Source organism: Nocardia sp. NPDC050793 (assembly GCF_040654065.1).
In the GTDB taxonomy this organism is placed as follows: Bacteria; Actinomycetota; Actinomycetes; order Mycobacteriales; family Mycobacteriaceae; genus Nocardia.
In genome coordinates, this window is sequence record NZ_JBFAHG010000019.1 from 22,844 (window position 1) to 44,150 (window position 21,307).

The following is a 21,307-nucleotide window of genomic DNA, read 5'->3' on the forward strand; positions in this document are numbered from 1 at the left end:
AACGCTGGTGGTCCGGGCGCGAGCGCCGATATCGCGCGTGATTGTGCTGATCACGCTGCTCGCCGTTGCCGCGATCGCACTGCGCGGGCACATTCCTGGCGCGGTCGAGACCACCGATCGTCAGTCGGGGCCCAACGCGCTCGCCGTGGCCCTGATGCCGGTGCTGCTCACGGTTTCCGTGGTGATTCTGCTGGCGGGCGTGATCGCCAGCCAGCACCGGCTGCCGCTCGCCATGCCAGAACCGGATCGCGAACCCGAGCGCAGGCAGTGGAAGCTCGGCCGCGTCGGCCTGCTGGTGCTCGCGGCGTTGGCCGGTCTCTCGCTGGTGCTTGCCGCCGCTTCCGCCGTGTTCTTCGTCGGCGCGGGCAGGCAGGTTCAGCCCGCTGAGCCTTCGCCCGCCACCGGCGAGGGCGCGCCGCCCGAATACCTCCCGACCACACCGCCGCCCCAGCCCGGCGGAGCCGAAAGCCTGACCGGCACCAGCCTGGTGCTGACGGTGGTCGCCGCAGGTGTGTTGGTCGGGGTCGCCCTGGTCGGCCTCGTGGTGGTCGCGGCGACGGCCAGGCGCAAGCCCGTCCCCGCGCCCCCGCAGGAAGCTCCCGCCCCGGAGGCCGTTGTCGACTCGCTGGCCAGGGCCGCCGAGATGGGTCTGGCCGCGATGAACGCGCCGGGCCAAGACCCGCGCACCGCCATAATCGCCTGCTATGTGGCGATGGAGCGCGGCCTCGCCGTCGACCGCGCGGCCGCCCCGCTGGCCTCCGACACCCCGATGGAAGTGCTGGCCCGCGCGTTCGAGCGCGGCGCGCTGCACGACGCCTCCGCGCGCGAGCTGGTCGCGCTGTTCGAGGAGGCCAGATTCAGCCCGCATTCGATGCTGGAGTGGCAGCGTATGCGCGCCGAACAACTGCTGCGGATCGTGCTCGCCGATCTGCAAGGGGAGGTGATGGCCGAATGAACAGGGCGGGGATCGCCGCCGCCGCGATATGCGCGGTGGTGGTGCTCGAACTGATCGCGTTCGGCAAGGCGCGCGGGGCGATGCTGCTGCTCGCCGCCGTCCCCGTCGCCCTCGCGATCTTCCAGCTGATCTGGACGTTGCGCGAGCGTGCGAACGCCGAGCGCGACGACCACGCCGACGACATCGAGAACGGTCCGTTGGAGATGCTGAACCGCTGGCAGGCGCGGGCGCAGATGCTGGCCGACCGGGCCGACGGCAGCCGGGCCGACTGGGATCGGCACCTGCGTCCACTACTTGCCAAAGAATTCGAGTTGTCCACGGGCATGCGGGTAGCCAAGAACCGCAGGGCGACGGAAGCGGCCGGGATTCTGCAGTTCGGACCGGAACTGTGGCGCTGGGTGGATCCGGCGAACTCGGCATTGCGCGATCAGACGACGCGCGCACCGGGCCGGGCGGCGCTGGACGAGATCCTGCGCCGCCTGCAAATGTGAAATGGGTTGAGCAAGTGCGAGTAGACAAATGACGATGCCACTGGACGCGACCGTCCAGCGCACCGACGCGGTGCTGCGGGAGCTGTCTCGCGTCATCGTCGGCAAGCGCGATGAATTGCAGCTGATCATGATCGCCGTGCTCTCCGGTGGGCACGTCCTGATCGAGGATCTGCCCGGACTCGGCAAGACGCTGATCGCGAGGTCCTTCGCCGCCGCGCTCGGCTTGGACTTCACCCGGGTGCAGTTCACCCCCGACCTGCTGCCCGCCGACCTGCTCGGCTCCACCATCTACGACATGAACTCGGGGCGGTTCAACTTCCGCCGCGGTCCGGTGTTCACCAACGTGCTGCTGGCCGACGAGGTGAACCGCACCCCGCCGAAGACCCAGGCCGCGCTGCTGGAGGCGATGGCGGAGGGGCAGGTAAGCATCGACGGCGAGACCTTCCCACTGCCGCAGCCGTTCATCGTGCTCGCCACCGACAACCCCATCGAATACGAGGGCACCTACCCGCTGCCCGAGGCGCAGCTGGACCGCTTCGCCATTCAGCTGCGGCTCGGTTACCTCTCCGAGCACGACGAGACCCAGATGATCCGCAGGCGCCTGGAACGCGGCGCGACGCCGCCGCAGATCGGCAAGGTGGTGGACGCCAACGGGCTGCTGGAGATGCGGCAGTCGGTCGAATACGTCACGGTGCATCCCGACGTGGTCGGCTACGTCGTCGCCCTGGCCGGTGCGACCCGCGGGCATCCACAGGTCGAGGTGGGCGCGAGTCCCCGCGCCGAACTGGATCTGGTGCAGATGTCGCGGGCCCGCGCGCTGCTGCTCGGCCGGGACTACGTCATTCCGGAAGACGTGAAGGCGCTTGCGATTCCGGCCATGGCGCACCGGATCACGTTGCGCCCCGAGATGTGGGTGCGCCGGATCCGCGGCGAGGATGTGATCGCCGAACTACTGCGCCGCCTGCCGGTCCCGCGCGCCACCCAGACATGACCCGCTCCAGGCACCGCGACGCGAGCGCCACCGTCGAGGCCGAATTGCGGTGGCGCCCTGCGCCTCTGGTGTACATGCTGGCGGTCTGCGCGGCGGTGGCGCTGGTGGTCGCGGTGGTCACCGCGCGCTGGCAGCTGGTGGTCTTCGCCGCGCCGCTGCTCGGCGTGCTCGCGACCGCGCCGTGGCAGCAGTCGCGGACCAGGATTCAGGTCGACGGTGGCGGCACGCTGCGTTGCTTCGAGACCGAGGAGGTGGTGCTCACCGTCGCCGCCTTCGTCGATGCGGGGCACGCGCTGCTGCGTCTGAAACCGCAGGCGGCAGCAGAACTCGGGATCGAAATCGAGGAGGCGAGCGACTCAGGGGCGGCGCCCGCCGGGCTGCGGCTGGCGTTGTCGGCCCAGCGCTGGGGCCGTTACCCGGTGTCGGTGCGGGTGTCCGCGCTCAGCCCGGCCGGACTCGCCATCGCCACCGCGACGCTGCCCGCGGGACAGTTGTTCGTCTACCCGGTGACCGACCCGCAGCGAATGCGATTGCCGCGCACCGAACTTCCCGAACGACTCGGCACTCACCTGACCCGCCGCCACGGGCCCGGCGTGGAGTACGCCGACATTCGCGCCTACGCGCCGGGTGATCAGCTGCGGATCGTGAACTGGCCGGTGAGCGCCCGGCGCGGGCGGCTCTACGTCACCGAGCGGCTGACCAACCGGTCCGCCGACGTCGTCGTGCTGGTCGACACCTCGCAGCAGGCGCCGGGCCCTGCGACCGATTCGCTCGAGCTGTCGGTGCGCGGCGCGGCCCAGGTCGTGCAGTCGACTCTGCAGGCGGGCGACCGGACCGCCGTGGTCTGCCTCGGCCAGCATCCGCGCTGGCTGCGCCCCGACATCGGGCGGCGCCAGTTCTACCGCATCGTCGACACCGTGCTCGACGTCGGCGACGAGCACATCCCCACCACCGGCACCCTGGCACCGCACGCCGCGGTGCCGATCGGCGCGATCGTGGTGGCGTTCTCCACGCTGCTCGACACCCAGTTCGCGCTGGCGCTGATCGATCTGCGCAAACGCGGGCACGTCGTCGTGGTGGTGGACGTGTTGCGCGGCACGCCGTTTCGCGAGGGGCTCGACCGGACGCTGGCCCGTATGTGGCAGCTGGAACGCGCCTCCATGTACCGCGACATGGGCACGGTCGGCGTCGACATCGTGCCGTGGGCGCAGGACGCCAGGCTCGACGAGATCATGCGCCTGCTGCCCGAACACCGTCGAACCGTGCGGGTGCGCAGATGACCAGATTCCTCGCCGTCCTCGCGGGCGTCCTGCTCGTCGCCTCGGTCATCCTGACGGCGCCGCTGGCGGGCATCCCCGCGCTGATCCTGGTGGTCGCCGGCTGGTGGTTCCGACCCGCCGCTGTCGCCGCGGTCCTCGTCGCGATCGGCGCGCTCGCCTGGGCCGACACCGGCGTGCTCGCCGCCGCCGCGACGGGCCTGGTCGCCACCGCCTACCTGCTGAACGCGGCCACCGTGACCGCACCGATCGGCGTCGTCCCGACCACCCTGCCCTCGGTCGTCGGCGCCGTCGCCTTCGCCGCCTGCGCGGTGGGCGCGGCCCTGCTCCCCCTACGCCTGGCCTGGGCGCCCGCACTCGCCCCAGTCGTCGTGATCGTGTTGTACGCCTTGGTGATCCAAGGACTCGGCCCCCGCAATAGAACCGAAGAACTGGCCGGACCACCAGTTGGCTAGGTCGCGGGTATCCACTGTCTGGAGGTAGCGGGACGGCCAGACAGACCTCACGAGCCGTCGGCGGTAATTGTGTTGCACGCCTGGGTGATCCATGGCCTGGCTCGACAACCGGCCCGAGGCGATCGCCCCGGCCGCCGCCGCGATAGTTGTGCGCACCCACGCGACGGCGGCCGAAGTGGCTCGCCCGGCCGAACCGAAAGCGATCGCAAGGGTTTGCGACGGCGGTCGGTCCGAGCGAGCCGCGCGGGCGCCTACCTGAACTTCAGGCTGACGTCCGCGAGCACCGGCGCGTCTTCGCGCTCGACCACTGTCGCGGCGATGACGAGTTCACTGTCGGCCCGCCAGATTCGGGTCCGGATGGTCTCGCCCGGGTAGAGCACACCGGCGAAGCGCGCGCGGAAGCCGGTGACGCGGCTCGCGTCGGAATCCAGGGCGGTGTCGGTGGCGGTCTTGCAGACGATCCCGTAGGTGCACAGGCCGTGCAGGATCGGGTTGGGGAAGCCCGCGGCGCGCGCGAACCCGGGATCGGAGTGCAGCGGATTGCGGTCGCCGAGCATCCGGTAGAGCAGCGCCTGCTGCGGCAGCGTGCGCGTGGTGACGTCGAAATCCGGTGCGCGATCGGGCAGTTCCGACTTGTTGCTCGGGCCGCGTTCGCCGCCGAAACCGCCCTCACCCTTGGCGAAGATGGACGAGCGGGTCGTCCACAGCGGTGCGCCATCGGAACCGATGATGGTGTGCTCCTGTACGACCACCGCGGCCGAACCCTTGTCCCAGATCTCGCTGATCCGCCCGGTGCTCGTCGCCTTGCCCGCGGCGGGGATCGGCCGGTGCACCTCCACCTCCTGGTGTCCGTGCACCACCTTCGCCAGGTCGATGTCGATGCCGGGGAAGCTCACCTTGGGCGGCTCGGTCTCGTGCAAGGTCTGCGCCACGGTCGCGAACGTCGGCAGCACCTGCGGCTCCCGATCGTCCAGGTAGCGCAGCTCGTCCGCCTCGGTCCACCGCGCACCCGCGCCGAGCCCGAGCTGATAGAGCTGCACATCCGACGGCGTCCACGCGAACTCCCGGCTCGGCAGCTCCGCGCCGAGCGCGATCTTCGGGTCGATGGGCATCAATTCTCCTTGTGCATGGTTGTGGACGGATTCGATCGCCCCGGCCCACGAATCGATCCTGCGGTCAGGCGTGTACCGCTGGCAACGCCGTACCCACTCGCCGGGACAGCAGCTGGCGCGGTTCGGGTGGCTGCCACACATGTTTCACACGGTTCACATAGGCACCGCCTGTGTGAACCGTGTGGTGGCTGTGTGGCAAAGGCATGCGGCTATGCCTCGGAGGCCGCCGCGGCGGGCTGCTCTTGCTTGCGCTCGGCGATGTCGAGGACGGCGAGGTAGCCGAAGGTGATGGCCGGGCCGATGGTTGCGCCGGGGCCCGCGTAGGTGTGGCCCATGACCGGGGTCGAGCAGTTGCCTGAGGCGTAGAGGCCCTCGATGGTGCTGCCGTCTTCGCGCAGTACCCGGCCCGCCGAGTCGGCGACCAGGCCGCCCTTGGTGCCGAGATCGCCGGGCACCATCTTGGCCGCGTAGAACGGGCCCTGCACCAGTCCGGCGAGGCAGGGGTTCGGCTTCACCGTGGGGTCGCCGTAGTACCGGTCGTAGTGGCTGTTGCCGCGGCCGAAGTCCTCGTCGGTGCCGGTCTCGGCGAACGTGTTGAACCGCGCGACGGTCGCGGTCAGATTCTCCGCGGGCACGCCGATCGCGGCGGCCAGCTCTGCCAGGCTGTCGGCCTTGACGATGTTGTCGTTTTCCATCCAGCGGGACGGAAAGCGCAGACCAGGCTGCAATCCGGCAAAGATGTAGCGGTTCCGGTAGCGCTGGTCGAACACCAGCCACGCGGGGATGTTCTCCCCGGGACCTTCACCCTGCCCGTATTCGCCGCCGTACATGGTGTGCACAGCCTCGACGTAAGGAGCGGACTCATTACCGAATCGCTTGCCGTCGTGGTTGACGATGATGCAGCCGGGCAGATTGCGCTCGGCGAGGGCGAACCACGGCCTACCGCCCTTGAAAACGGTCGGCCCCCACCATGCGTCCTCCATGAAGTCGACCGCGCCGCCCGCCGCCATGCCCGCGCGGATGCCGTCGCCGGTGTTCGCCGTCGCGCCGGTCGTCCACTCGGTGGTGATGGGCTGGCGCTGATACTTCGCGCGCATCTCCGCGTTGTGTTCGAAGCCGCCGCTGCCGAGCACGACGCCGTGGCGCGCGGTGAACACGACGGGCTTGCCGTCCACCATCGCCTCGACGCCCGTGACCACACCGTTCTCCATGATCAGTTCGGTCATCGGAGTGTTCAGCAGCACCGGCACGTTCGCGTCCATCAGCCCCTTGCGCATCGCGGCGATGATGGCCTGCCCCATGCCGACGATGTGCTTGCCGGTGAACTTCGCCCAGTACGTGCGCGCGCCGACGCGCATGGCGCGCATCATGCCCTTCGGGTGGCGGCGAATGAGGTTGAGGCGAACGAAATCCGCCTGCATGACGACCACGTTCAACGGCGCCTTGGCGTAGGGCGGTTCCAGGTTGTCCCGCTCCGCGCCGAGGACTTTGAGGTTGAACGGCGTTGGTTCGCAGGAGCGCCCTTCGCCGAGTCCACCGGGCGCCTCCGGGTAGTAGTCCGAGTACCCGGGCACCCACTTCATCTTCAGCGGGGTGTGGTCGAGCACGAAGTCGAAGGCTTCGGCGCCGCGGTCGATGTAGGTGTCGATCCGATCCTTTGGCACGACATCGCCGACGATGCTGTGCAGGTAGGTGCGTGCGTCCTCCCTGTCGTCGGGACGGCCCGACGCGCGCAGCGCCTTGTTGCCGGGGATCCACACGCCGCCACCCGAGCGCGCAGTCGACCCGCCGTAGTGTGCGGCTTTTTCAATGAGCACCGCGCTGAGGCCGTGGTGGGCGGCGGTGAGGGCGGCGGTCATGCCCGCGGCGCCACTGCCGACGACCACCACGTCGTAGCTGTGTGTCTCGAGAACCGGATCTGTCATGTAGAACACGTTATAGAATGGACGCGCCATTGGTCTATGTTGTGTGGCAGAAGACTTGCTCGGCGTTCCATTTGTCGAGGAAACTTGTTTCAGTTTCGGACCGGAGTGAAGTACATGGACCTCGAATGGGACCTGACCGCTGACGTGGTCGTCGTCGGCTACGGCGCCGCGGGCGCGTCCGCCGCGCTGGAAGCGACGGAGGCAGGCGCGCAGGTGCTGGTGTTGGAGCGGTTCACCGGCGGCGGCGCGTCCGCGCTGTCCGGCGGCATCATCTACGCGGGCGGTGGCACGTCGGTGCAGCGCGAGGCCGGGGTGGACGATACCCCGGAGCAGATGCTCGCGTACCTGGAACGCGAGGTCGGCACGGCCGTCACACCGGCCACCCTGCGGCGGTTCGTCGACGAGAGCCCGGCCATGATCGAGTGGCTGAAGGGACACGGCGTGCCCTTCGAGGCCTCGCTCTGCCCATACAAGACCTCGTATCCGAATGACAGCTACTACCTGTACTACTCCGGCAGCGAGGTCTCCGGCTATGGCCGTGAGGTCGCCGAACCGGCGCAGCGCGGCCACCGCGTCAAGGGCAAGGGCACCTCGGGCAAGCAGCTCACCGGTCCGCTCGCCGCCTCCGCTTCGCGTCGCGGTGTGCGGGTCGAAATCCTCACCGCGGCAACACGATTGATCACCGACGACAACAGCGCGGTGATCGGCGTCGAGTGTCGGTCGCTGCGCGACGCTCCCGGCCGGATCCGGGAACGCTACAGCCGCATGGCCAAACTCGCGGCCAAGCCGGGCATCTACTATCCGCCGCTGCGCAAGTCGATGGAGAAGCGCCTCGAGGCGCTCGATCGCCGGTACGGCAAGACGATTCGCGTGCAGGCGCGGCGCGGCGTGATCGTGAGCGCGGGCGGTTTCATCGCCAACCGCGCGATGCTCGGCGAATACGGCCCGCAGTATCGCGCCGGTCTCGCGCTCGGCACCACCGGCGACGACGGCAGCGGCATCCTGCTGGCGCGGCAGGCCGGCGCGGCGACCGACCGGATGGGCAACGTCTCGGCCTGGCGATTCATCCTGCCGCCCAGCGCTTTCACCGGCTCGGTGCTGGTCGACGCGCACGGTCGACGGGTGATCGACGAGACCCGCTACGGCGCGGCGGTCGGCCACGCGCTGATCAACGAGCACGAAGGCAAGGGCTGGCTGCTCGCCGACGCGAACCTGATGCGCACCGCGATCCGGCAGATCCGCACCCAGGCGACCTGGTTCCAGCGTGCCCAGTTCGAGGTGATGCGCCGCAGCGCCGTGCGCGGCGCGACGCTGGAAGCCGCCGCGGCCAAGGCGGGTATCGATCCGGCCGGGCTGCGCGCGACGGTCGACGCGCACAACGCCGCCATCGCGAACGGCACGCCCGACCCGGTCGGCAAGCCCGCCGAATTCACCCAGATCGTGGGCGGCGGCCCGTACTGGCTGTTGGATGTGGGTATCAAACCGAGCCTGACCAATCCGTGTCCGATGCTCACCCTCGGCGGCGTGGTCGTCGACGAGCGGACCGGCGCGGTGAAAAACGCTGACGGCGACGACATTCCGGGCCTGTACGCCGCGGGCCGGACCGCCGTCGGCATCTGCTCGGACTCCTATGTCAGCGGACTGTCGCTGGCCGACTGCGTCTTCTCCGGTCGCCGCGCGGGACGGTCCGCTGCGGGCGAACAGGCCGTCCTCGAAAAAGCAACAGTGGAAGGAAACTAGCGTGCTGACCGACGCGGTACGAACCGAACTCGCCGACGAACTCGCGCGGGCCGAGAACGATCGGGTCGCCATCGACCCGCTGGTCGCGCGATACCCCGACATCGACGTGGTCGACGCCTACGAGATCCAGCTGATCAACATCCGCCGCAGGCTCGACAGCGGCGCGCGCGTGGTCGGCCACAAGGTCGGCCTCTCGTCCAAGGCCATGCAGCAGATGATGGGCGTGGACGAGCCCGACTACGGGCACCTGCTCGCGGAAATGCAAGTGTTCGAAGACGTTCCGGTCGAGGCGGGCCGCTACCTGTTCCCGCGCGTCGAGGTCGAGGTCGGGTTCGTGCTCGGCGCCGACCTGCCCGGCGCGGACTGCACCGAGGAGGACGTGCTCGCCGCGACGGTCGCCTACGCGCCCGCGATCGAGCTGATCGATTCCAGGATCAAGGACTGGAACATCGGCCTGTGCGACACCATCTCGGACAACGCGTCCTCGGCGGGCTACGTGCTCGGACCCGAGCGGGTCGCGCCGAAGGACATCGACATCAAGGCCATCGACGCGGTGCTCACCCGCAACGGCGAGGTCGTCGCCGAAGGGCGCAGCGATGCGGTGCTCGGCGACCCGGTCATCGCGGTGGCCTGGCTGGCGCGCAAGGTCGCCTCGTTCGGGGTGCGGCTGAAGGAGGGCGACGTCGTGCTGCCCGGATCGTGCACCCGCGCCATCGACGCCCGTCCCGGTGACAAGTTCCTCGCCGAGTTCGCCGGACTCGGTTCGGTCCGACTGCAATTCACCTGAGCTACCCACCCCGCCGGCTTCGCCGGCCGTCAACCCTGAGAGTCCCAGTCCATCCCGCCGGCTTCGCCGGCCGCCATCTGCAAGGAGGCCAATCGTGTCCGACAGGACCGTAACCGCCGCGATCGTCGGGTCCGGCAATATCAGCACCGATCTGCTCTACAAGCTGCTGCGCTCGGACGTCATCGAGCCGCGCTGGATGATCGGCATCGATCCGGAGAGCGAGGGCCTGAAGCGGGCTCGCGGGCTCGGGCTGGAGACCTCGCACGAGGGCGTCGACTGGCTGCTCGGCCAATCCGAGCTGCCCGACCTGGTTTTCGAGGCCACCTCCGCCTACGTGCATCGCGCCGCCGCGCCGAAGTACGCCGAGGCGGGCATCCGCGCGGTGGACCTCACTCCGGCCGCGGTCGGTCCCGCCGTGGTGCCGCCGGTGAACCTCGGCGCCAACCTGGACGCGCCGAACGTCAACATGATCACCTGCGGCGGCCAGGCCACCATCCCGATCGTGGCGGCCGTGTCGCGCGTCGTGCCCGTGCCGTACGCCGAGATCGTCGCCTCGGTGTCGTCGGTGTCCGCCGGGCCCGGCACCCGCGCCAACATCGACGAGTTCACCAAGACCACCAGCCGCGGCGTCGAGACCATCGGCGGCGCTGAACGCGGCAAGGCGATCATCATCCTGAACCCGGCCGAGCCGCCGATGATCATGCGCGACACCATCTTCTGCGCCATCCCGGAGGACGCCGACACCGACGCGATCGGCGACTCCATCCATCGGATGGTCGCCGACATCCAGCAGTACGTGCCCGGCTACCGCCTGCTGAACGAACCGCAGTTCGACGAGCCGTCGGTGGTCTCCGGCGGCCTTGCGAAGGTCTCGGTCTTCGTAGAGGTCGAGGGCGCGGGTGACTTCCTGCCCCCGTACGCGGGCAACCTCGACATCATGACCGCCGCGGCCACCCAGGTCGGCGAGGTCATCGCCAAGCAGGTGAGCCGAGCGCAGCGAGGCGACCAATCAGACACAGCACCTTCGGCCCGGGTGTAAGGAGCGTTTCCCATGGCTTATTCAGCAGAACTCGATATCCGCGTCACCGACACCTCGCTGCGCGACGGCTCGCACCACAAGCGCCACCAGTTCACCGCCACCGAGGTGCGCGACATCGTCGCGGCGCTCGACGGCGCGGGCGTTCCGGTCATCGAGGTGACCCACGGCGACGGGCTCGGCGGTTCCTCGTTCAACTACGGCTTCTCCAAGACCCCCGAACAGGAGCTGGTGAAGATCGCCGCCGAGACGGCCACACAGGCCAAGATCGCGGTGCTCATGCTGCCCGGCGTCGGCGTCAAGGAGGACATCAAGGTCTCCCTGGACAACGGCGCGTCCATCTGCCGCATCGCCACCCACTGCACCGAGGCGGACGTTTCCATCCAGCACTTCGGCCTCGCCCGCGAACTCGGGCTGGAAACCGTCGGCTTCCTGATGATGTCGCACACCCAGCCGCCCGAGGTGCTCGCCAAGCAGGCGCGCATCATGGCCGACGCGGGGTGTCAGTGCGTGTACATCGTCGATTCCGCGGGAGCCCTTGTCCTGGAGCAGGTTTCCGACCGCGTCGCGGCCGTCGTCGCGGAACTCGGTAACGATGCCCAGGTCGGTTTCCACGGTCACGAGAACCTCGATCTCGCCGTGGCGAACTCCATCTACGCCATTCGCGCGGGCGCCACCCAGATCGACGGCAGCGCACGCCGTTTCGGCGCGGGCGCGGGCAACACACCGGTCGAGGCGCTGGTCGGCGTCTGCGACAAGCTCGGCATCAGCACCGGCATCGATTTCTTCGCCATCGCCGACGCCGCCGAGGACGTGGTCCGTCCGGCCATGCCGCAGGAATGCCTGCTGGATCGCCAGGCCCTGATGATGGGCTACGCCGGTGTCTACTCCAGCTTCCTCAAGCACGCCGAGCGTCAGGCCGAACGCTACGGCGTCTCCGCCGCCGAGATGCTCGTGCGTGCGGGCAAGCGCAAGCTCGTCGGCGGTCAGGAAGACCAGCTCATCGACATCGCACTGGAGTTGCAGCGCGAACAGCAGGCCGTCTCCGCCTGACCGGCGAAGCGACCGGCCCGCGGGTGGTTCGCCACCGCTCGCGGGCCGGATCGTCTGACCGCCGACGTCGGTTCACCGACGCCATCGGCGGTCGAATTACACAGCGGTTCTGAACAGTCGGACGCCGAGCTTCTGCCACGGCACGCGCGATCTCCTACTATTGGGCACACATTGTCCGGTGAATCGGGGGTGCGAAAGTGACCGAAAGCTCCAATGCGATCGATCAGTCCAAGCCCAGCATCGCTCGGGTCTACGACTATCTGCTCGGCGGCAAGGACTACTACCCGGTCGACCAGGAGATCGGCGACCACTTCAAGAACAACCTCCCCGGTTCGGTGGTGATCGCCACGTCCAACCGGCAGGTATTGGTGCGCGCGGTAAGCGAACTCGCTCAGGCGGGCCTGCGGCAGTTCATCGATCTCGGCAGCGGTCTGCCCACCGCCGACAACGTGCACCAGGTCGCGCAGCGGCACGCCCCCGATGCCAAGGTGGCGTACATCGACAACGATCCCATCGTGCTGGCGCACGGGCGCGCGCTGCTGGCCTCCGACGAGCGGACGGTCGTCATCCAGGCCGACGTTCGCGACTCCAAGACGATTCGCGAGCATCCCGAGGTCACCGCTTTGATCGATTTTCGATCAGCCGGTCGCCGTCATCTTCAGCGCCATCCTGCATCACCTCAACGACGACGAGTATCCCGCCGATGTGGTTCGCTTCTGGAGCGACCAGATCCCGTCCGGCAGCGCGATATTCATTTCGCATTTCCGCTCGGGGCGCAACGCCGAGACGGAGGCGGTCGAGGCGAAGTTGCAGGCCACCTTCGGGCGCGGGCGCTGGCGCACCGACGAGGAGATCGCGGCGCTGTTCGGTGATCTGGAGATCCTCGAGCCCGGCGTCGTCCCGGTCTCGCAGTGGCGGCCCGAGCCAGTCGAAGGTCCGACCGCCCTGCGCGAACTCACGGTTTGGGAGCAGCTCATCGTCGCGGGCCTGGCTCAGAAGCCGTAGACCTCGTATCCGAATTGCCCTGATTTACACCATTGCTCATTCAGTCGGCGGCGCACGGCGGGTAGCGTCGAGTCCGCGCGACCTGTCGACTGCGACCTAGGACGGATGATGAAGCGAAACCTGAACTGCCCCTGCGGCGAGGCCATCGTCGGGACCGACGAGGACGATCTCGTCGCGAAGACGCAGGCGCATCTGGCGGAGAAGCACCCGGGGCACGATTACTCGCGCGACGAGATCCTTTTCATCGCCTACTGATACGCGCGCGGCTCCACTGCGCTGCCGATCGCGTATGCGAGCCCTGCTGTAAGGCCGGTGGTCGATTCGACTCGACATCGTGAGCCTCGTGCTGGGTGCGCCGGGCACAATCGGTTTCGCAATCGGGTCGTAATCGCGAGCGACTCTGCTGGCGGGCCGGTGCTCGATCGACTCGAATGTGGTTCTGGATCATGGCATTCGAGAGACGGACGGGGACGGTGCCTGCATCGCCGCCGGTCGATCGGCGGCGATCCGATCTCGTAGCGGTTCGTTCAGGCGTGGCGAGCATTCCGCTGCGCCTCGTCGGCAGGTGGCGCGGCGGTGCGGCGAGCCCTTCTCCCGCGAGCGATTTCGGTGGCGAGGGCGTCGAGGGGCTGGGTGAACTGGTGCAGCGGTTCGGTCAGCGCGGTCAGCCAGGCGCGGGCCGCCTCCACGCCCGCGGGGTCGAGGGCGTACAGGCGACGGGTGCCCTCGGCCCGTACGCTCACCAGCTCGGCGTCGCGCAGCACCTTCAGATGCTGGGAGACGCCGGGCTGGGAGATCGAGGTGTATCGCTGTACCGCGGCGACCACCGCGCCCGCGGGCTGCTCGCCCGCCGCGACCAGTTCGAGAATGTAGCGGCGGATCGGATCGCCGAGCGCCTCGAAGATCTTCGCCGGAGAAGCGGCCATCAGGATTCGGCGCCGTCCTCGGGCTCGGTGGTGTAGAAGGTGATCGTCTGGTTCGCGGCCGTGATCGCCGCGGTCGGGTCGTCGCCGTCCGCCACCGCCGCGTCCGCCCACCCTTCGGCCGCCGCCCGGATGAACGCGATGCCCTCGGGAGTCGTGTGGAAGGTCAGCACCTCGGCCGGGTCGAGCACCGCCGAGCTCGCCAAGTGCAGACCGAGACCCATGAGGGCGAGATCCCAGCCGACGCCGACAGCCCCCGGACCGTACTGCGCCCAGAACTCGGGATCCACCGGCGCTTCGTGCTCCAGCTGCAGCAGCGTCCCGTCCTCGCCCGGGCTCAGCGTGATCGTCAGCCACGACACCTGCGGCCCCATCTCCCAGGTCACCGCGAAACGCCGCGGCGCCTCGCACTCCTCGATCACCCCATTCGCGTTCCCCTCGAGCTGATACCGCCCACCGACCGCCAGCTCCCCGCTCACCGGCAGGAACCATCGCGGGATCCGCTCTCCGTTCGTCAACGCATCCCACAGATCGGCCTGATCGGTCGGATAACTCCGCCGAGCCACCGCGATCCGCGTCACCTCCCCACCCCTCGACCCGGTCCGAACCTCACGAACCACAAGCCCGGCGATCCCAGCGGGGTCGGTCAACAAGGGCATGGCAACCTCCTTCAATAAGTTTGTACTTATATTAGACCACGCACCCACCGCATGCCCGCCGAATCCGAGCCTCGCACTCGCGCGGGTCGCCCGTGGTGAACCCACTGCTGGTCGGCGGATGCGAGTGGACACCGCACGTTGGGGCGGGCAAGCAACTTAGAGAAGCGCAGTTTCTGATAACTACATTTCTCGCGGAAGCGACCGGTCGGGTGCGAGGATGCCGCCGATGATGGCGCAAGCAGGTGTCGTTGTCGCCGCCGGTGGTCGCGCTGGTCCAAGATGCCGCGGCGTAATCGGTGGGACAGCGGGCGACGACCTATCGGCGGAACTGCCCTATGAGCGTCGGTCTCACGGAGTCTCGCCAGACTCAGGGTCCTGGCTTGCATGGCCGATCAGTCGGTCGCGGCCCATCTCCACCACAGTGCACGACTCGAGGAGCTCGATCACGTCGTCGACATGGGCGGCGAAGATTTCGAGAAGCGCCTTGTTGGTTGTGTTGCCGGTCGCAACAAGGAGGAGCGACTTTGGGCACTTCTTGATGACATGGCTGACCCAGAAATCGCGATCCTTTGTGATGACAACCCGGTCCTCCCGGTCGGCGCGGGTTGCGATCACGGAATCCGGCGTGCGGTTTCCGAGCGGGAAGCTGCTGGTGTGCACAGCGTCGTGCCCGGCGGACGTCAGCAATGTGACGAGCTGGCGGGGAAGCTGTGCATCGACGAGGAACTTCACGCGGCGTCGAAGGGGATGGTGGTCCGCTGCGCTGTTACCGCGGCGGCGTACTCGAGAGCGGCGAGGATGTCCTCGCGTTCGAGATCCGGGTAGTCGTCGAGAATTTCGTCAGGACTCATCCCCGATGCCAAGAGCTCGAGCAGCATTTCGACCGGATACCGTAGCCCTCGGACCACGGGTTTGCCGTGGCAGATGTCAGGGTCTGTGGTGATGCGGCCGAGTAGCGACATAGCTCAACTGTATCGGCCGTCTACAGCATGCGTTCGGGGATGGCGGTGATGATGCCGCCGTCGACTCCGGTCGCGAGCTACGCGTTCTGCCGCTGCCAGCCGCGCTCGAAGGTTCGCATGAGCGCGGGATACACCAGCGTGTATCGGAACGGCGCGATCGCGGCCATGTACACCTTGCCGAAGAGTCCGTTCGGCTTGACGAGCACCGCCATCTGCCCGCGATAGCCGCCGGATTCGTCGGGTACCCAGCCGATGTGCATCACCGTGTGGACCGTGCGGTTGGCCATTTCGGCCGCCCACTCGTTCTCGGTGAGATATACCGAGGTGAAAGGGTAGTCGTCGGTGTCGGGGCCGCGCGGGCCATCGCGCAGGTCGTCGGGCAGCCGCTCGCGCAGCGAGGCGACCCGCGCGCCTACCGCCGAGTCGGCGTCGTCCCAGCCGAGCAGCGCGCCGAGTTTCCAGCGGATGTCGAACAGGACGCGGAAGACCAGGGGCTGCGGGGTGTCGTGGTCGGTCGTGATGAACCGCACCAGGCGCGGCAGGTCGTCCGGACCGCCCGGGGTCGGCAGCGCCCACACGTCCTCCACCGCGAAATCGTGGGCGATCTCGTGGATTCGCCACGGGCGCTCGGTGTGCGCGGTGTTGGGGATTTTCATCTCGGTCTCGCTCTCAGGCCAGGGAACGGAGTCGGATGATTTCGCGCGGGCGTCGCTCGCGGGCGTCGAAGGCGACGTCCACGTCCGCGGTCCCGAGGGCTGCGTAGGTCGCGGCGACCGCTTCGTCGGATTCCCACTCGACCGTCGATATGACGGCGTCGCCCGCGTCGTCGGCCCAGTAGGTCGCGGACAGGCAGCCCGGCGTGGCTCGCATCACCGCGGCGACCTTGCGCACGCGGGCGACGAAATCCTCGAAGTGTCCGGCCTCCGGATAGTGCAGGGCGATCATGCCGACCGTCATGTCGGCCTCCTCTCATGACAGCCAACGGCATAGTCAAATGATCTATGCCGCAACAGCTTTCAAATATACGTTGGCGTATATGATCGATCGTAGACCGCTCGGGAGGCGGTGTCGACACCCTCGGCGATACTGAAGGCATGGTCGCCGTCACACGGACACCCCGAAGCCGATGGATCGAGCAAGGGCTCACCGCCCTCGCGGCGGGCGGCCCGGACGCCGTGCGGATCGAGGTCATCGCCGCGGCGCTCGGCGTCACCAAGGGCGGGTTCTACGGGCACTTCGCCGACCGCAACGCCCTGCTGGAGGAAATGCTCGACACCTGGGAGCGGGAGAGCACCGAGGCGGTGATCGAGCAGGTCGAACAGGAGGGCGGCGACGCGCGGACGAAGATCCAGCGCGCGGGCCTGCTCACCTTCTCCGACGATCGCCTGCGGCCGATCGACCTGGCCGTGCGCGACTGGGCCCGGCGCGACCCGGCGGTCGCCGAACGGCTGCGCCGGGTGGACAACGAGCGAATGAGCTATCTGCGCAGGCTGTTCGGCACCTACTGCGCCGACCCCGACGAGATCGAGGCACGCAGCATGCTCGCCTTCTGCCTCGCCGTAGGCAAGCACCTCTTGGCCGCCGATCACGGCGATCGCAGTCGTCGCGAGGTGGTCGCCCTGGCGTCGGCGTTCTTGCTCGAACCCAAACGCTGATGGCCGCGGAGCGGGACGAGGATGTCGAGGTCGCCGAACTGCGACCGGTCAGCCGAAAGCGTCGTCGCATGGCCGAGGAGTTTGGTAGCCCGGCACCGCGCGCTGCCACGGGTGGATTACGCGGCGATGCGCCGCGAGGCGGATGAATTCTTCGGATCGGAGGACCGGCTCGGCGATGAGGACCCGTGGGGTACCGGCCGGTGAGCGACCGCCGCTCGAGTGGAGTGCCGCTGTTCACGCGCAACAGCGCGGACTTCCGGGGACTCGACAGCATGGTCGAGATCGTCGCGGTCTGAGCCGTGGCGAGCGGGTCAGCCGACTGCGCGACCGAGTTCCTCGATCATGCGCCCGAGCTGCGCGGCGCGTTCGGTGTCAGTGCGCGCCTTCATCAACGGTAGGAACAGCGCGTACTGCTCGGTCCGGCCAAGACCATCGAACCTGGTGCGCGCCAGGGGGTTTCGCGCCAGCGCGGCCGAAAGATCCGCGGGAACGGTCGCGCTGCGCTGGGGCTCGTAGGCGGCGGACCACCGGCCGTCGGCGCGCGCCGCGCGAACCGCCGCCCATCCCGGTTCGCGCAGCCGCCCCGCGGCGATCAATGCCTCCACCTTGCCGACGTTGACCAGCGACCACGGGCTCTTCGGCCGGCGCGGGGAGTAGCGCTGCAGGAAGTGGTCCGCATCGAGACCACGGCGGTGGCTGTCGATCCACCCGTAGCAGAGCGCCCCGTCGAGCGCCTCGGTGATGGTGATCGTGGCGCCTGCCGCGTGCTTCTTCGCGATCTTCAGCCAGACCCCGGTCGACCGGTCGTGGTTGGCCGCGAGCCACGACTCCCACTGCGCGCAGTCGGCGAAAGCGTGGATCTCGGTGAGCTGATTCATCGTGGTCTCCAGTGGTGCGAGCGGCGGGCCTATATGTCGATCATCCGCCCATAAGTGCTCACCGATTGAGCAGTTTATTACCGAATTCGCGTGGCCGGGTTCTTGTGTCGCCCAGGGTTTGCGGAGTAGAAGTTACTCATGGGTAACTTTCTTGTGGCCGGAGGAACCGGAGCATTGGGCAGACACATCGTGTCGCTGCTGCGCGAGGAAGGGCACGACGTGCGGGTCCTCTCGCGCCGCCCTGGCGCTGGCACGCATGTGGGCGACCTGCAGACGGGCGAGGGCGTGGCGGAGGCCGTCGCGGGTGTGGACGCCGTGGTGCACGCGGCCTCGGATTTCCGCAAATTCGGCGGACCCGATATCGAGCAGACCCGCAATCTCCTCGCGGCCGCGACGGGCGTCGGCCACCTGCTGTACGTCTCGATCGTCGGCATCGACCGCATCCCGTTCCGCTACTACCGCAACAAGCTCGCCTGCGAGCAGCTGATCACCGAAAGCGATGTGCCGCACACGATTCTGCGTGCGACACAGTTCCACGAACTGATCGCCGCCATCCTGCACAGCGTGGAACGTCTGCCGATCGCGCCGCTGCCGTTGGACTTGCGGTTCCAGCCGGTCGCCGCGGTGGACGTCGCGGCGCGGGCCGCCGAGCTGATCCAGGGTCCGCCGCTCGGGCGCGCCCCCGATTTCGGCGGTCCCGAGGTCCTGACCATGGCGGAGCTGGCCGACACGTGGCGGGCCGTGCGGTCGCGCCCGCGCCGGGTCGTCCGGCTTCCCCTGGCGGGCAAGGTGGCGCGTGCCTTCCGGGCCGGTGACAACACCTGCCCCGACCACGCCGACGGCGAGCAGAAGTGGGCGCAGTACGCCGCCACCGCGGAGGGAACCGTCTATTAGACGCAGCCGGACAGTCCGTCCGCAGCCCGCGCACGGCCGGAGCGAAAGCGAAGGTACGCCCTACTTTCGAGCCGACCTCACAACCAGGTATCCAGCGTGGTCGTGGTGAGGAAGTGGTCGAGATCGGCGCGCCACGGGGCGGGCACGGTCTTCTCCGGCTCGATGGCGGTGTACTGACCGCGATAGAACAGCAGGGGCCTGCCGGAATCCGTGGACTCCGACAGGACCTGCACGCGGCCGATCACGATGTAGTGATCGCCGCCGTCGACGACGCTGTCCACCGTGCACTGGATCGTGGCCAGCGCGTCGTCCAAGACCGGGAGCTCCAGTTCCGATGTGTGCCACGAGGTTCCGCCGAACTTGTCCGGTTCACGGGAGCCGAAGCGGGCACACACCTGCTGTTGTTCCTCGGCAAGGATGTTGACGCAGAAGCGTCCGGTCTTCTCGATCGCCGCCCAGGAGCGCGACGCCTTGGTGGGGCAGAAGAGTACCAGCGGGGGATCGAGGGACAGGGCGGCGAACGATTGACAGGCGAAGCCGATCGGCGCCGCGTCGTCGCCGAAGGCGGTGATGACGGTGATGCCGGTGCAGAACTGCCCCAACACATTTCGGAATTGGCGCGGATCGATCACCGGATTCGCGTCGGCGGTCGCTTTCGTCTCCATCACAGGCTCGCTCACCCCGTCCGTCATTGCTGGCGCTGGCCCACCGTGAAGTCGTGGCCCCACAGGCTCACGGCGGTGGACTCCCTGGCGATCCAGTCGTGGTCGTCGACTTCCAAACCCTCGCAGCCGAATTCGACGTCGAAGCCGCCGGGCGTCTTCATGTAGAAGGACAGCATCTTGTCGTTGACGTGCCTGCCGAGGGTGGCCGACATCTTGACCTTCTTGCGCAGCGCGCGATCCAGGCACAGGCCGACGTCGTCGGCGTTCTCCACCTCGAGCATGAGGTGGACGATGCCGCTCGGGGTCGGCATCGGCAGGAACGCCAGCGAGTGGTGCCGCGGATTGCAGCCGAAGAACCGCAGCCAGGCCGGTTCGCCGTCGGCGGGACGGCCGACCATCTGCGGTGGCAGCCGCATCGAGTCGCGCAGGCGGAAGCCGAGCACGTCGCGGTAGAACTCCAGCGCGGCCTTGTCGTCGGAGGTGCTGAGCACCACGTGGCCGAGGCCTTGCTCCTCGGTGACGAACCGGTGCCCGTACGGGCTGACCACCCGCCGGTGCTCCAGCGCGACGCCGTGGAAGGCCTCGAGCACGTTGCCGGACGGGTCCTCGAAGCTGATCAGCTCGTAGACCCGCCGGTCGGCCTTCTCCGCCGCGCTGCCCTCCTTGTAGGGCACGCCGGCGGCTTCCAAGCGGTTCCGGATATCTTGTAGCTCTCCGGCATTGGCGGTCTCCCAGCCGGAGACCTGCAACCGGTCCTTGTCGCCGGGGACGATGACCAGCCGGGCCGGGAATTCGTCCATCCGCAGGTAGAGCGCATCCGGGATACTGCCCTTGCCCTCCACCATGCCGAGCACCTTGAGGCCGTATTCGCGCCAGGCCGCCATATCGGTGGCCTCGATGCGTAGATAGCCGAGCGATCGAATGCCCATGATCTATTTCTCCTTGCCGGATCCGGACAGGAAGTCCGTTGCCAGCCGGTTGAATTCGTGGAACTTCTCCAGCTGCGCCCAGTGACCGCAGCCGCCGAACACGTGCAGCTGCACGCGCGGGATCATCTTCGTCGCGAGGATGGCGCCGTCGAGCGGGTTGACCCGGTCCTCCCGGCCCCAGATCAGCAGCACCGGCTGGCGCAGCTTGTAGGCGTCGCGCCAGAGCATTCCGAGCTCGAAATCGGGCCCGGAGAACGACTTGCCCATGGCGCGGGTCGCGGCCAGCGCCTCGGGGGTCTTGGCCGATTCGAAGCGCTCGTCGATGAGTTCTTCGGTGATCAGCTTCTGGTCGAACACCATGATCCGCAGGAACGCCTCGATATTGGCCCTGGTCGGCTCGAAGTTGAAGCGCGAGAGCTGCTTCACGCCCTCGGTCGGGTCCGGCGCGAAAGCGTTGAGGCTCAGCCCGCCGGGGCCCATCAACACCAGCTTGCCCGCGCGGTCCGGGTAGTCGAGCGCGAACCGGACCGCCGCGCCGCCGCCGAGCGAATTACCGAGGATGTGCACCCGGTCGGTGATCCGCAGGTGGTCGAGCAGATCCTTCAGCGCCGACGCGGAGTGCGCGAAGTACTGCGGATGCTCGACCGGCTTGTCCGACTTGCCGAAACCGGGCTGATCCACCGCGAGCACATGGAAATTCTGCGCCAGCACGGGGATGTTCCGTGCGAAATTCGACCAGGACGACGCGCCGGGCCCGCCGCCGTGCAGCAGCACGATCGTCGGCCCGTTGCCGCTGCCCGCCTCGTGGTAGTGCAGCCGCAGATCCGGCCGGACCTGCGCGTAGCGCGAGGTCGATTCGAAGGTGAGTTCGGCGGTAGTCGTCACCATGCCTCCTGCTGACGTCGGGCTGTCTCT

At 68.3% G+C, this 21,307-nt stretch carries 25 protein-coding genes and 1 pseudogene; 14 read left to right on the top strand and 12 right to left on the bottom strand.

The features are described 5' to 3' along the window. Nucleotides 1-37: 37 nt before the first annotated feature. From AB0H50_RS34650 to AB0H50_RS34670, 5 genes are read left to right on the top strand one after another with little or no spacing between them, the layout of a single operon-like run. On the top strand, nt 38-955 hold the full coding sequence (locus AB0H50_RS34650) for a DUF4129 domain-containing protein (protein WP_357461267.1): 918 nt from the start codon (nt 38-40) through the stop codon (nt 953-955). Continuing rightward, on the top strand, nt 952-1,446 hold the full coding sequence (locus AB0H50_RS34655) for a hypothetical protein (RefSeq protein WP_357461269.1): 495 nt from the start codon (nt 952-954) through the stop codon (nt 1,444-1,446). Before AB0H50_RS34650 ends, AB0H50_RS34655 begins: the two co-directional genes overlap by 4 nt. Before the next feature lie 28 nt (nt 1,447-1,474). Beyond that, entirely contained in the window at nt 1,475-2,437 is a 963-nt protein-coding gene (locus tag AB0H50_RS34660; protein ID WP_357461271.1) for a MoxR family ATPase, read from the top strand. Continuing rightward, on the top strand, nt 2,434-3,717 hold the full coding sequence (locus tag AB0H50_RS34665; RefSeq protein ID WP_357461274.1) for a DUF58 domain-containing protein: 1,284 nt from the start codon (nt 2,434-2,436) through the stop codon (nt 3,715-3,717). Before AB0H50_RS34660 ends, AB0H50_RS34665 begins: the two co-directional genes overlap by 4 nt. After that, nucleotides 3,714-4,169, top strand: a complete 456-nt coding sequence (locus tag AB0H50_RS34670) for a hypothetical protein (protein WP_357461276.1) — start codon at nt 3,714-3,716, stop codon at nt 4,167-4,169. Before AB0H50_RS34665 ends, AB0H50_RS34670 begins: the two co-directional genes overlap by 4 nt. Before the next feature lie 251 nt (nt 4,170-4,420). On the opposite strand, the gene AB0H50_RS34675 is transcribed toward AB0H50_RS34670, so the two are convergent. Continuing rightward, nucleotides 4,421-5,281, bottom strand: a complete 861-nt coding sequence (locus AB0H50_RS34675; RefSeq protein ID WP_357461278.1) for a MaoC/PaaZ C-terminal domain-containing protein — start codon at nt 5,279-5,281, stop codon at nt 4,421-4,423. 209 nt (nt 5,282-5,490) lie between these two features. Beyond that, nucleotides 5,491-7,206 (bottom strand): 3-oxosteroid 1-dehydrogenase, encoded by a 1,716-nt coding sequence (kstD, locus tag AB0H50_RS34680; RefSeq protein ID WP_357461280.1) that lies wholly within the window; start codon nt 7,204-7,206, stop codon nt 5,491-5,493. 114 nt (nt 7,207-7,320) lie between these two features. On the opposite strand from kstD, the gene AB0H50_RS34685 reads away from it, so the two are divergent. The 7 genes and pseudogenes from AB0H50_RS34685 to AB0H50_RS34715 all read left to right on the top strand — a co-directional run bounded on the left by AB0H50_RS34685 (nt 7,321) and on the right by AB0H50_RS34715 (nt 13,082). Beyond that, on the top strand, nt 7,321-8,946 hold the full coding sequence (locus AB0H50_RS34685) for an FAD-binding protein (RefSeq protein WP_357461283.1): 1,626 nt from the start codon (nt 7,321-7,323) through the stop codon (nt 8,944-8,946). 1 nt (nt 8,947) lies between these two features. Further along, entirely contained in the window at nt 8,948-9,733 is a 786-nt protein-coding gene (locus AB0H50_RS34690) for a 2-keto-4-pentenoate hydratase (protein ID WP_357461285.1), read from the top strand. Between the two features lie 94 nt (nt 9,734-9,827). Further along, on the top strand, nt 9,828-10,772 hold the full coding sequence (locus AB0H50_RS34695) for an acetaldehyde dehydrogenase (acetylating) (protein WP_357461288.1): 945 nt from the start codon (nt 9,828-9,830) through the stop codon (nt 10,770-10,772). Nucleotides 10,773-10,784: 12 nt separating this feature from the next. Then, nucleotides 10,785-11,822 carry a 4-hydroxy-2-oxovalerate aldolase gene (gene dmpG / locus AB0H50_RS34700; protein WP_357461290.1) on the top strand — a complete coding sequence of 346 codons (1,038 nt, stop codon included), beginning with the start codon at nt 10,785-10,787 and terminating at the stop codon, nt 11,820-11,822. 197 nt (nt 11,823-12,019) lie between these two features. Further along, a pseudogene (locus AB0H50_RS34705) lies at nt 12,020-12,394 on the top strand (SAM-dependent methyltransferase); the annotation flags it as partial. Nucleotides 12,395-12,491: 97 nt separating this feature from the next. Next, nucleotides 12,492-12,827 carry an SAM-dependent methyltransferase gene (locus tag AB0H50_RS34710; RefSeq protein ID WP_357461366.1) on the top strand — a complete coding sequence of 112 codons (336 nt, stop codon included), beginning with the start codon at nt 12,492-12,494 and terminating at the stop codon, nt 12,825-12,827. Between the two features lie 108 nt (nt 12,828-12,935). Beyond that, nucleotides 12,936-13,082, top strand: a complete 147-nt coding sequence (locus AB0H50_RS34715) for a DUF1059 domain-containing protein (RefSeq protein ID WP_218469150.1) — start codon at nt 12,936-12,938, stop codon at nt 13,080-13,082. A 272-nt stretch (nt 13,083-13,354) separates the two neighbouring features. Here the strand turns inward: AB0H50_RS34715 and AB0H50_RS34720 are convergent, their stop codons facing one another. The 6 genes from AB0H50_RS34720 to AB0H50_RS34745 all read right to left on the bottom strand — a co-directional run bounded on the left by AB0H50_RS34720 (nt 13,355) and on the right by AB0H50_RS34745 (nt 16,328). After that, the gene (locus tag AB0H50_RS34720; protein WP_357461293.1) at nt 13,355-13,753 is read right to left on the bottom strand and encodes a metalloregulator ArsR/SmtB family transcription factor; all 399 of its coding nucleotides are present in this window, start codon (nt 13,751-13,753) and stop codon (nt 13,355-13,357) included. Beyond that, nucleotides 13,753-14,409, bottom strand: a complete 657-nt coding sequence (locus AB0H50_RS34725; RefSeq protein ID WP_357461295.1) for an SRPBCC family protein — start codon at nt 14,407-14,409, stop codon at nt 13,753-13,755. Before AB0H50_RS34725 ends, AB0H50_RS34720 begins: the two co-directional genes overlap by 1 nt. A 348-nt stretch (nt 14,410-14,757) precedes the next feature. Then, nucleotides 14,758-15,141, bottom strand: coding sequence for a DUF5615 family PIN-like protein (locus AB0H50_RS34730; RefSeq protein WP_357461298.1), 384 nt, complete (start codon nt 15,139-15,141; stop codon nt 14,758-14,760). Then, nucleotides 15,138-15,371 carry a DUF433 domain-containing protein gene (locus tag AB0H50_RS34735; RefSeq protein WP_357461300.1) on the bottom strand — a complete coding sequence of 78 codons (234 nt, stop codon included), beginning with the start codon at nt 15,369-15,371 and terminating at the stop codon, nt 15,138-15,140. The genes AB0H50_RS34730 and AB0H50_RS34735 overlap by 4 nt, the downstream gene beginning before the upstream one ends. A 77-nt stretch (nt 15,372-15,448) precedes the next feature. Continuing rightward, the gene (locus tag AB0H50_RS34740) at nt 15,449-16,027 is read right to left on the bottom strand and encodes a DUF2867 domain-containing protein (protein WP_357461302.1); all 579 of its coding nucleotides are present in this window, start codon (nt 16,025-16,027) and stop codon (nt 15,449-15,451) included. A gap of 13 nt (nt 16,028-16,040) precedes the next feature. Next, nucleotides 16,041-16,328, bottom strand: a complete 288-nt coding sequence (locus tag AB0H50_RS34745) for an antibiotic biosynthesis monooxygenase (RefSeq protein WP_357461304.1) — start codon at nt 16,326-16,328, stop codon at nt 16,041-16,043. A 137-nt stretch (nt 16,329-16,465) separates the two neighbouring features. Here AB0H50_RS34745 and AB0H50_RS34750 point away from each other — a divergent pair, with 137 nt between their 5' ends. Beyond that, nucleotides 16,466-17,026 (top strand): TetR/AcrR family transcriptional regulator, encoded by a 561-nt coding sequence (locus tag AB0H50_RS34750; RefSeq protein ID WP_357461306.1) that lies wholly within the window; start codon nt 16,466-16,468, stop codon nt 17,024-17,026. A gap of 311 nt (nt 17,027-17,337) precedes the next feature. On the opposite strand, the gene AB0H50_RS34755 is transcribed toward AB0H50_RS34750, so the two are convergent. Continuing rightward, nucleotides 17,338-17,904 (bottom strand): YdeI/OmpD-associated family protein, encoded by a 567-nt coding sequence (locus AB0H50_RS34755; protein WP_357461308.1) that lies wholly within the window; start codon nt 17,902-17,904, stop codon nt 17,338-17,340. 138 nt (nt 17,905-18,042) lie between these two features. On the opposite strand from AB0H50_RS34755, the gene AB0H50_RS34760 reads away from it, so the two are divergent. Further along, a complete protein-coding gene (locus AB0H50_RS34760) occupies nt 18,043-18,798 on the top strand; it encodes an NAD(P)H-binding protein (protein WP_357461310.1) in 756 nt (251 codons plus the stop codon). 77 nt (nt 18,799-18,875) lie between these two features. Here AB0H50_RS34760 and hsaB read toward each other — a convergent pair whose 3' ends face one another. Genes hsaB through hsaD form a run of 3 tightly spaced genes read right to left on the bottom strand, consistent with a single transcriptional unit; the run spans nt 18,876 to nt 21,277 of the window. Continuing rightward, nucleotides 18,876-19,463 carry a 3-hydroxy-9,10-secoandrosta-1,3,5(10)-triene-9,17-dione monooxygenase reductase subunit gene (hsaB, locus tag AB0H50_RS34765; RefSeq protein WP_357461368.1) on the bottom strand — a complete coding sequence of 196 codons (588 nt, stop codon included), beginning with the start codon at nt 19,461-19,463 and terminating at the stop codon, nt 18,876-18,878. Nucleotides 19,464-19,486: 23 nt separating this feature from the next. Continuing rightward, complete coding sequence (gene hsaC, locus AB0H50_RS34770) at nt 19,487-20,392, bottom strand: iron-dependent extradiol dioxygenase HsaC (RefSeq protein WP_357461313.1); 906 nt, start codon at nt 20,390-20,392, stop codon at nt 19,487-19,489. A gap of 3 nt (nt 20,393-20,395) precedes the next feature. Next, on the bottom strand, nt 20,396-21,277 hold the full coding sequence (hsaD, locus tag AB0H50_RS34775) for a 4,5:9,10-diseco-3-hydroxy-5,9,17-trioxoandrosta-1(10),2-diene-4-oate hydrolase (RefSeq protein WP_357461315.1): 882 nt from the start codon (nt 21,275-21,277) through the stop codon (nt 20,396-20,398). Between the last annotated feature and the right edge of the window lie 30 nt (nt 21,278-21,307).

Coding starts and splice junctions, on each gene's coding strand:
- AB0H50_RS34725 (WP_357461295.1), bottom strand. CDS start 14,409: ATGCCCTTGTTGACCGACCCCGCTGGGATCGCCGGGCTTGTGGTTCGT.
- AB0H50_RS34675 (WP_357461278.1), bottom strand. CDS start 5,281: ATGCCCATCGACCCGAAGATCGCGCTCGGCGCGGAGCTGCCGAGCCGG.
- AB0H50_RS34755 (WP_357461308.1), bottom strand. CDS start 17,904: ATGAATCAGCTCACCGAGATCCACGCTTTCGCCGACTGCGCGCAGTGG.
- AB0H50_RS34745 (WP_357461304.1), bottom strand. CDS start 16,328: ATGACGGTCGGCATGATCGCCCTGCACTATCCGGAGGCCGGACACTTC.
- AB0H50_RS34655 (WP_357461269.1), top strand. CDS start 952: ATGAACAGGGCGGGGATCGCCGCCGCCGCGATATGCGCGGTGGTGGTG.
- AB0H50_RS34750 (WP_357461306.1), top strand. CDS start 16,466: ATGGTCGCCGTCACACGGACACCCCGAAGCCGATGGATCGAGCAAGGG.
- AB0H50_RS34670 (WP_357461276.1), top strand. CDS start 3,714: ATGACCAGATTCCTCGCCGTCCTCGCGGGCGTCCTGCTCGTCGCCTCG.
- kstD (WP_357461280.1), bottom strand. CDS start 7,206: ATGACAGATCCGGTTCTCGAGACACACAGCTACGACGTGGTGGTCGTC.
- AB0H50_RS34760 (WP_357461310.1), top strand. CDS start 18,043: ATGGGTAACTTTCTTGTGGCCGGAGGAACCGGAGCATTGGGCAGACAC.
- AB0H50_RS34660 (WP_357461271.1), top strand. CDS start 1,475: ATGACGATGCCACTGGACGCGACCGTCCAGCGCACCGACGCGGTGCTG.
- AB0H50_RS34720 (WP_357461293.1), bottom strand. CDS start 13,753: ATGGCCGCTTCTCCGGCGAAGATCTTCGAGGCGCTCGGCGATCCGATC.
- AB0H50_RS34715 (WP_218469150.1), top strand. CDS start 12,936: ATGAAGCGAAACCTGAACTGCCCCTGCGGCGAGGCCATCGTCGGGACC.
- AB0H50_RS34735 (WP_357461300.1), bottom strand. CDS start 15,371: ATGTCGCTACTCGGCCGCATCACCACAGACCCTGACATCTGCCACGGC.
- AB0H50_RS34665 (WP_357461274.1), top strand. CDS start 2,434: ATGACCCGCTCCAGGCACCGCGACGCGAGCGCCACCGTCGAGGCCGAA.
- AB0H50_RS34740 (WP_357461302.1), bottom strand. CDS start 16,027: ATGAAAATCCCCAACACCGCGCACACCGAGCGCCCGTGGCGAATCCAC.
- hsaC (WP_357461313.1), bottom strand. CDS start 20,392: ATGGGCATTCGATCGCTCGGCTATCTACGCATCGAGGCCACCGATATG.
- dmpG (WP_357461290.1), top strand. CDS start 10,785: ATGGCTTATTCAGCAGAACTCGATATCCGCGTCACCGACACCTCGCTG.
- AB0H50_RS34685 (WP_357461283.1), top strand. CDS start 7,321: ATGGACCTCGAATGGGACCTGACCGCTGACGTGGTCGTCGTCGGCTAC.
- hsaB (WP_357461368.1), bottom strand. CDS start 19,463: ATGGAGACGAAAGCGACCGCCGACGCGAATCCGGTGATCGATCCGCGC.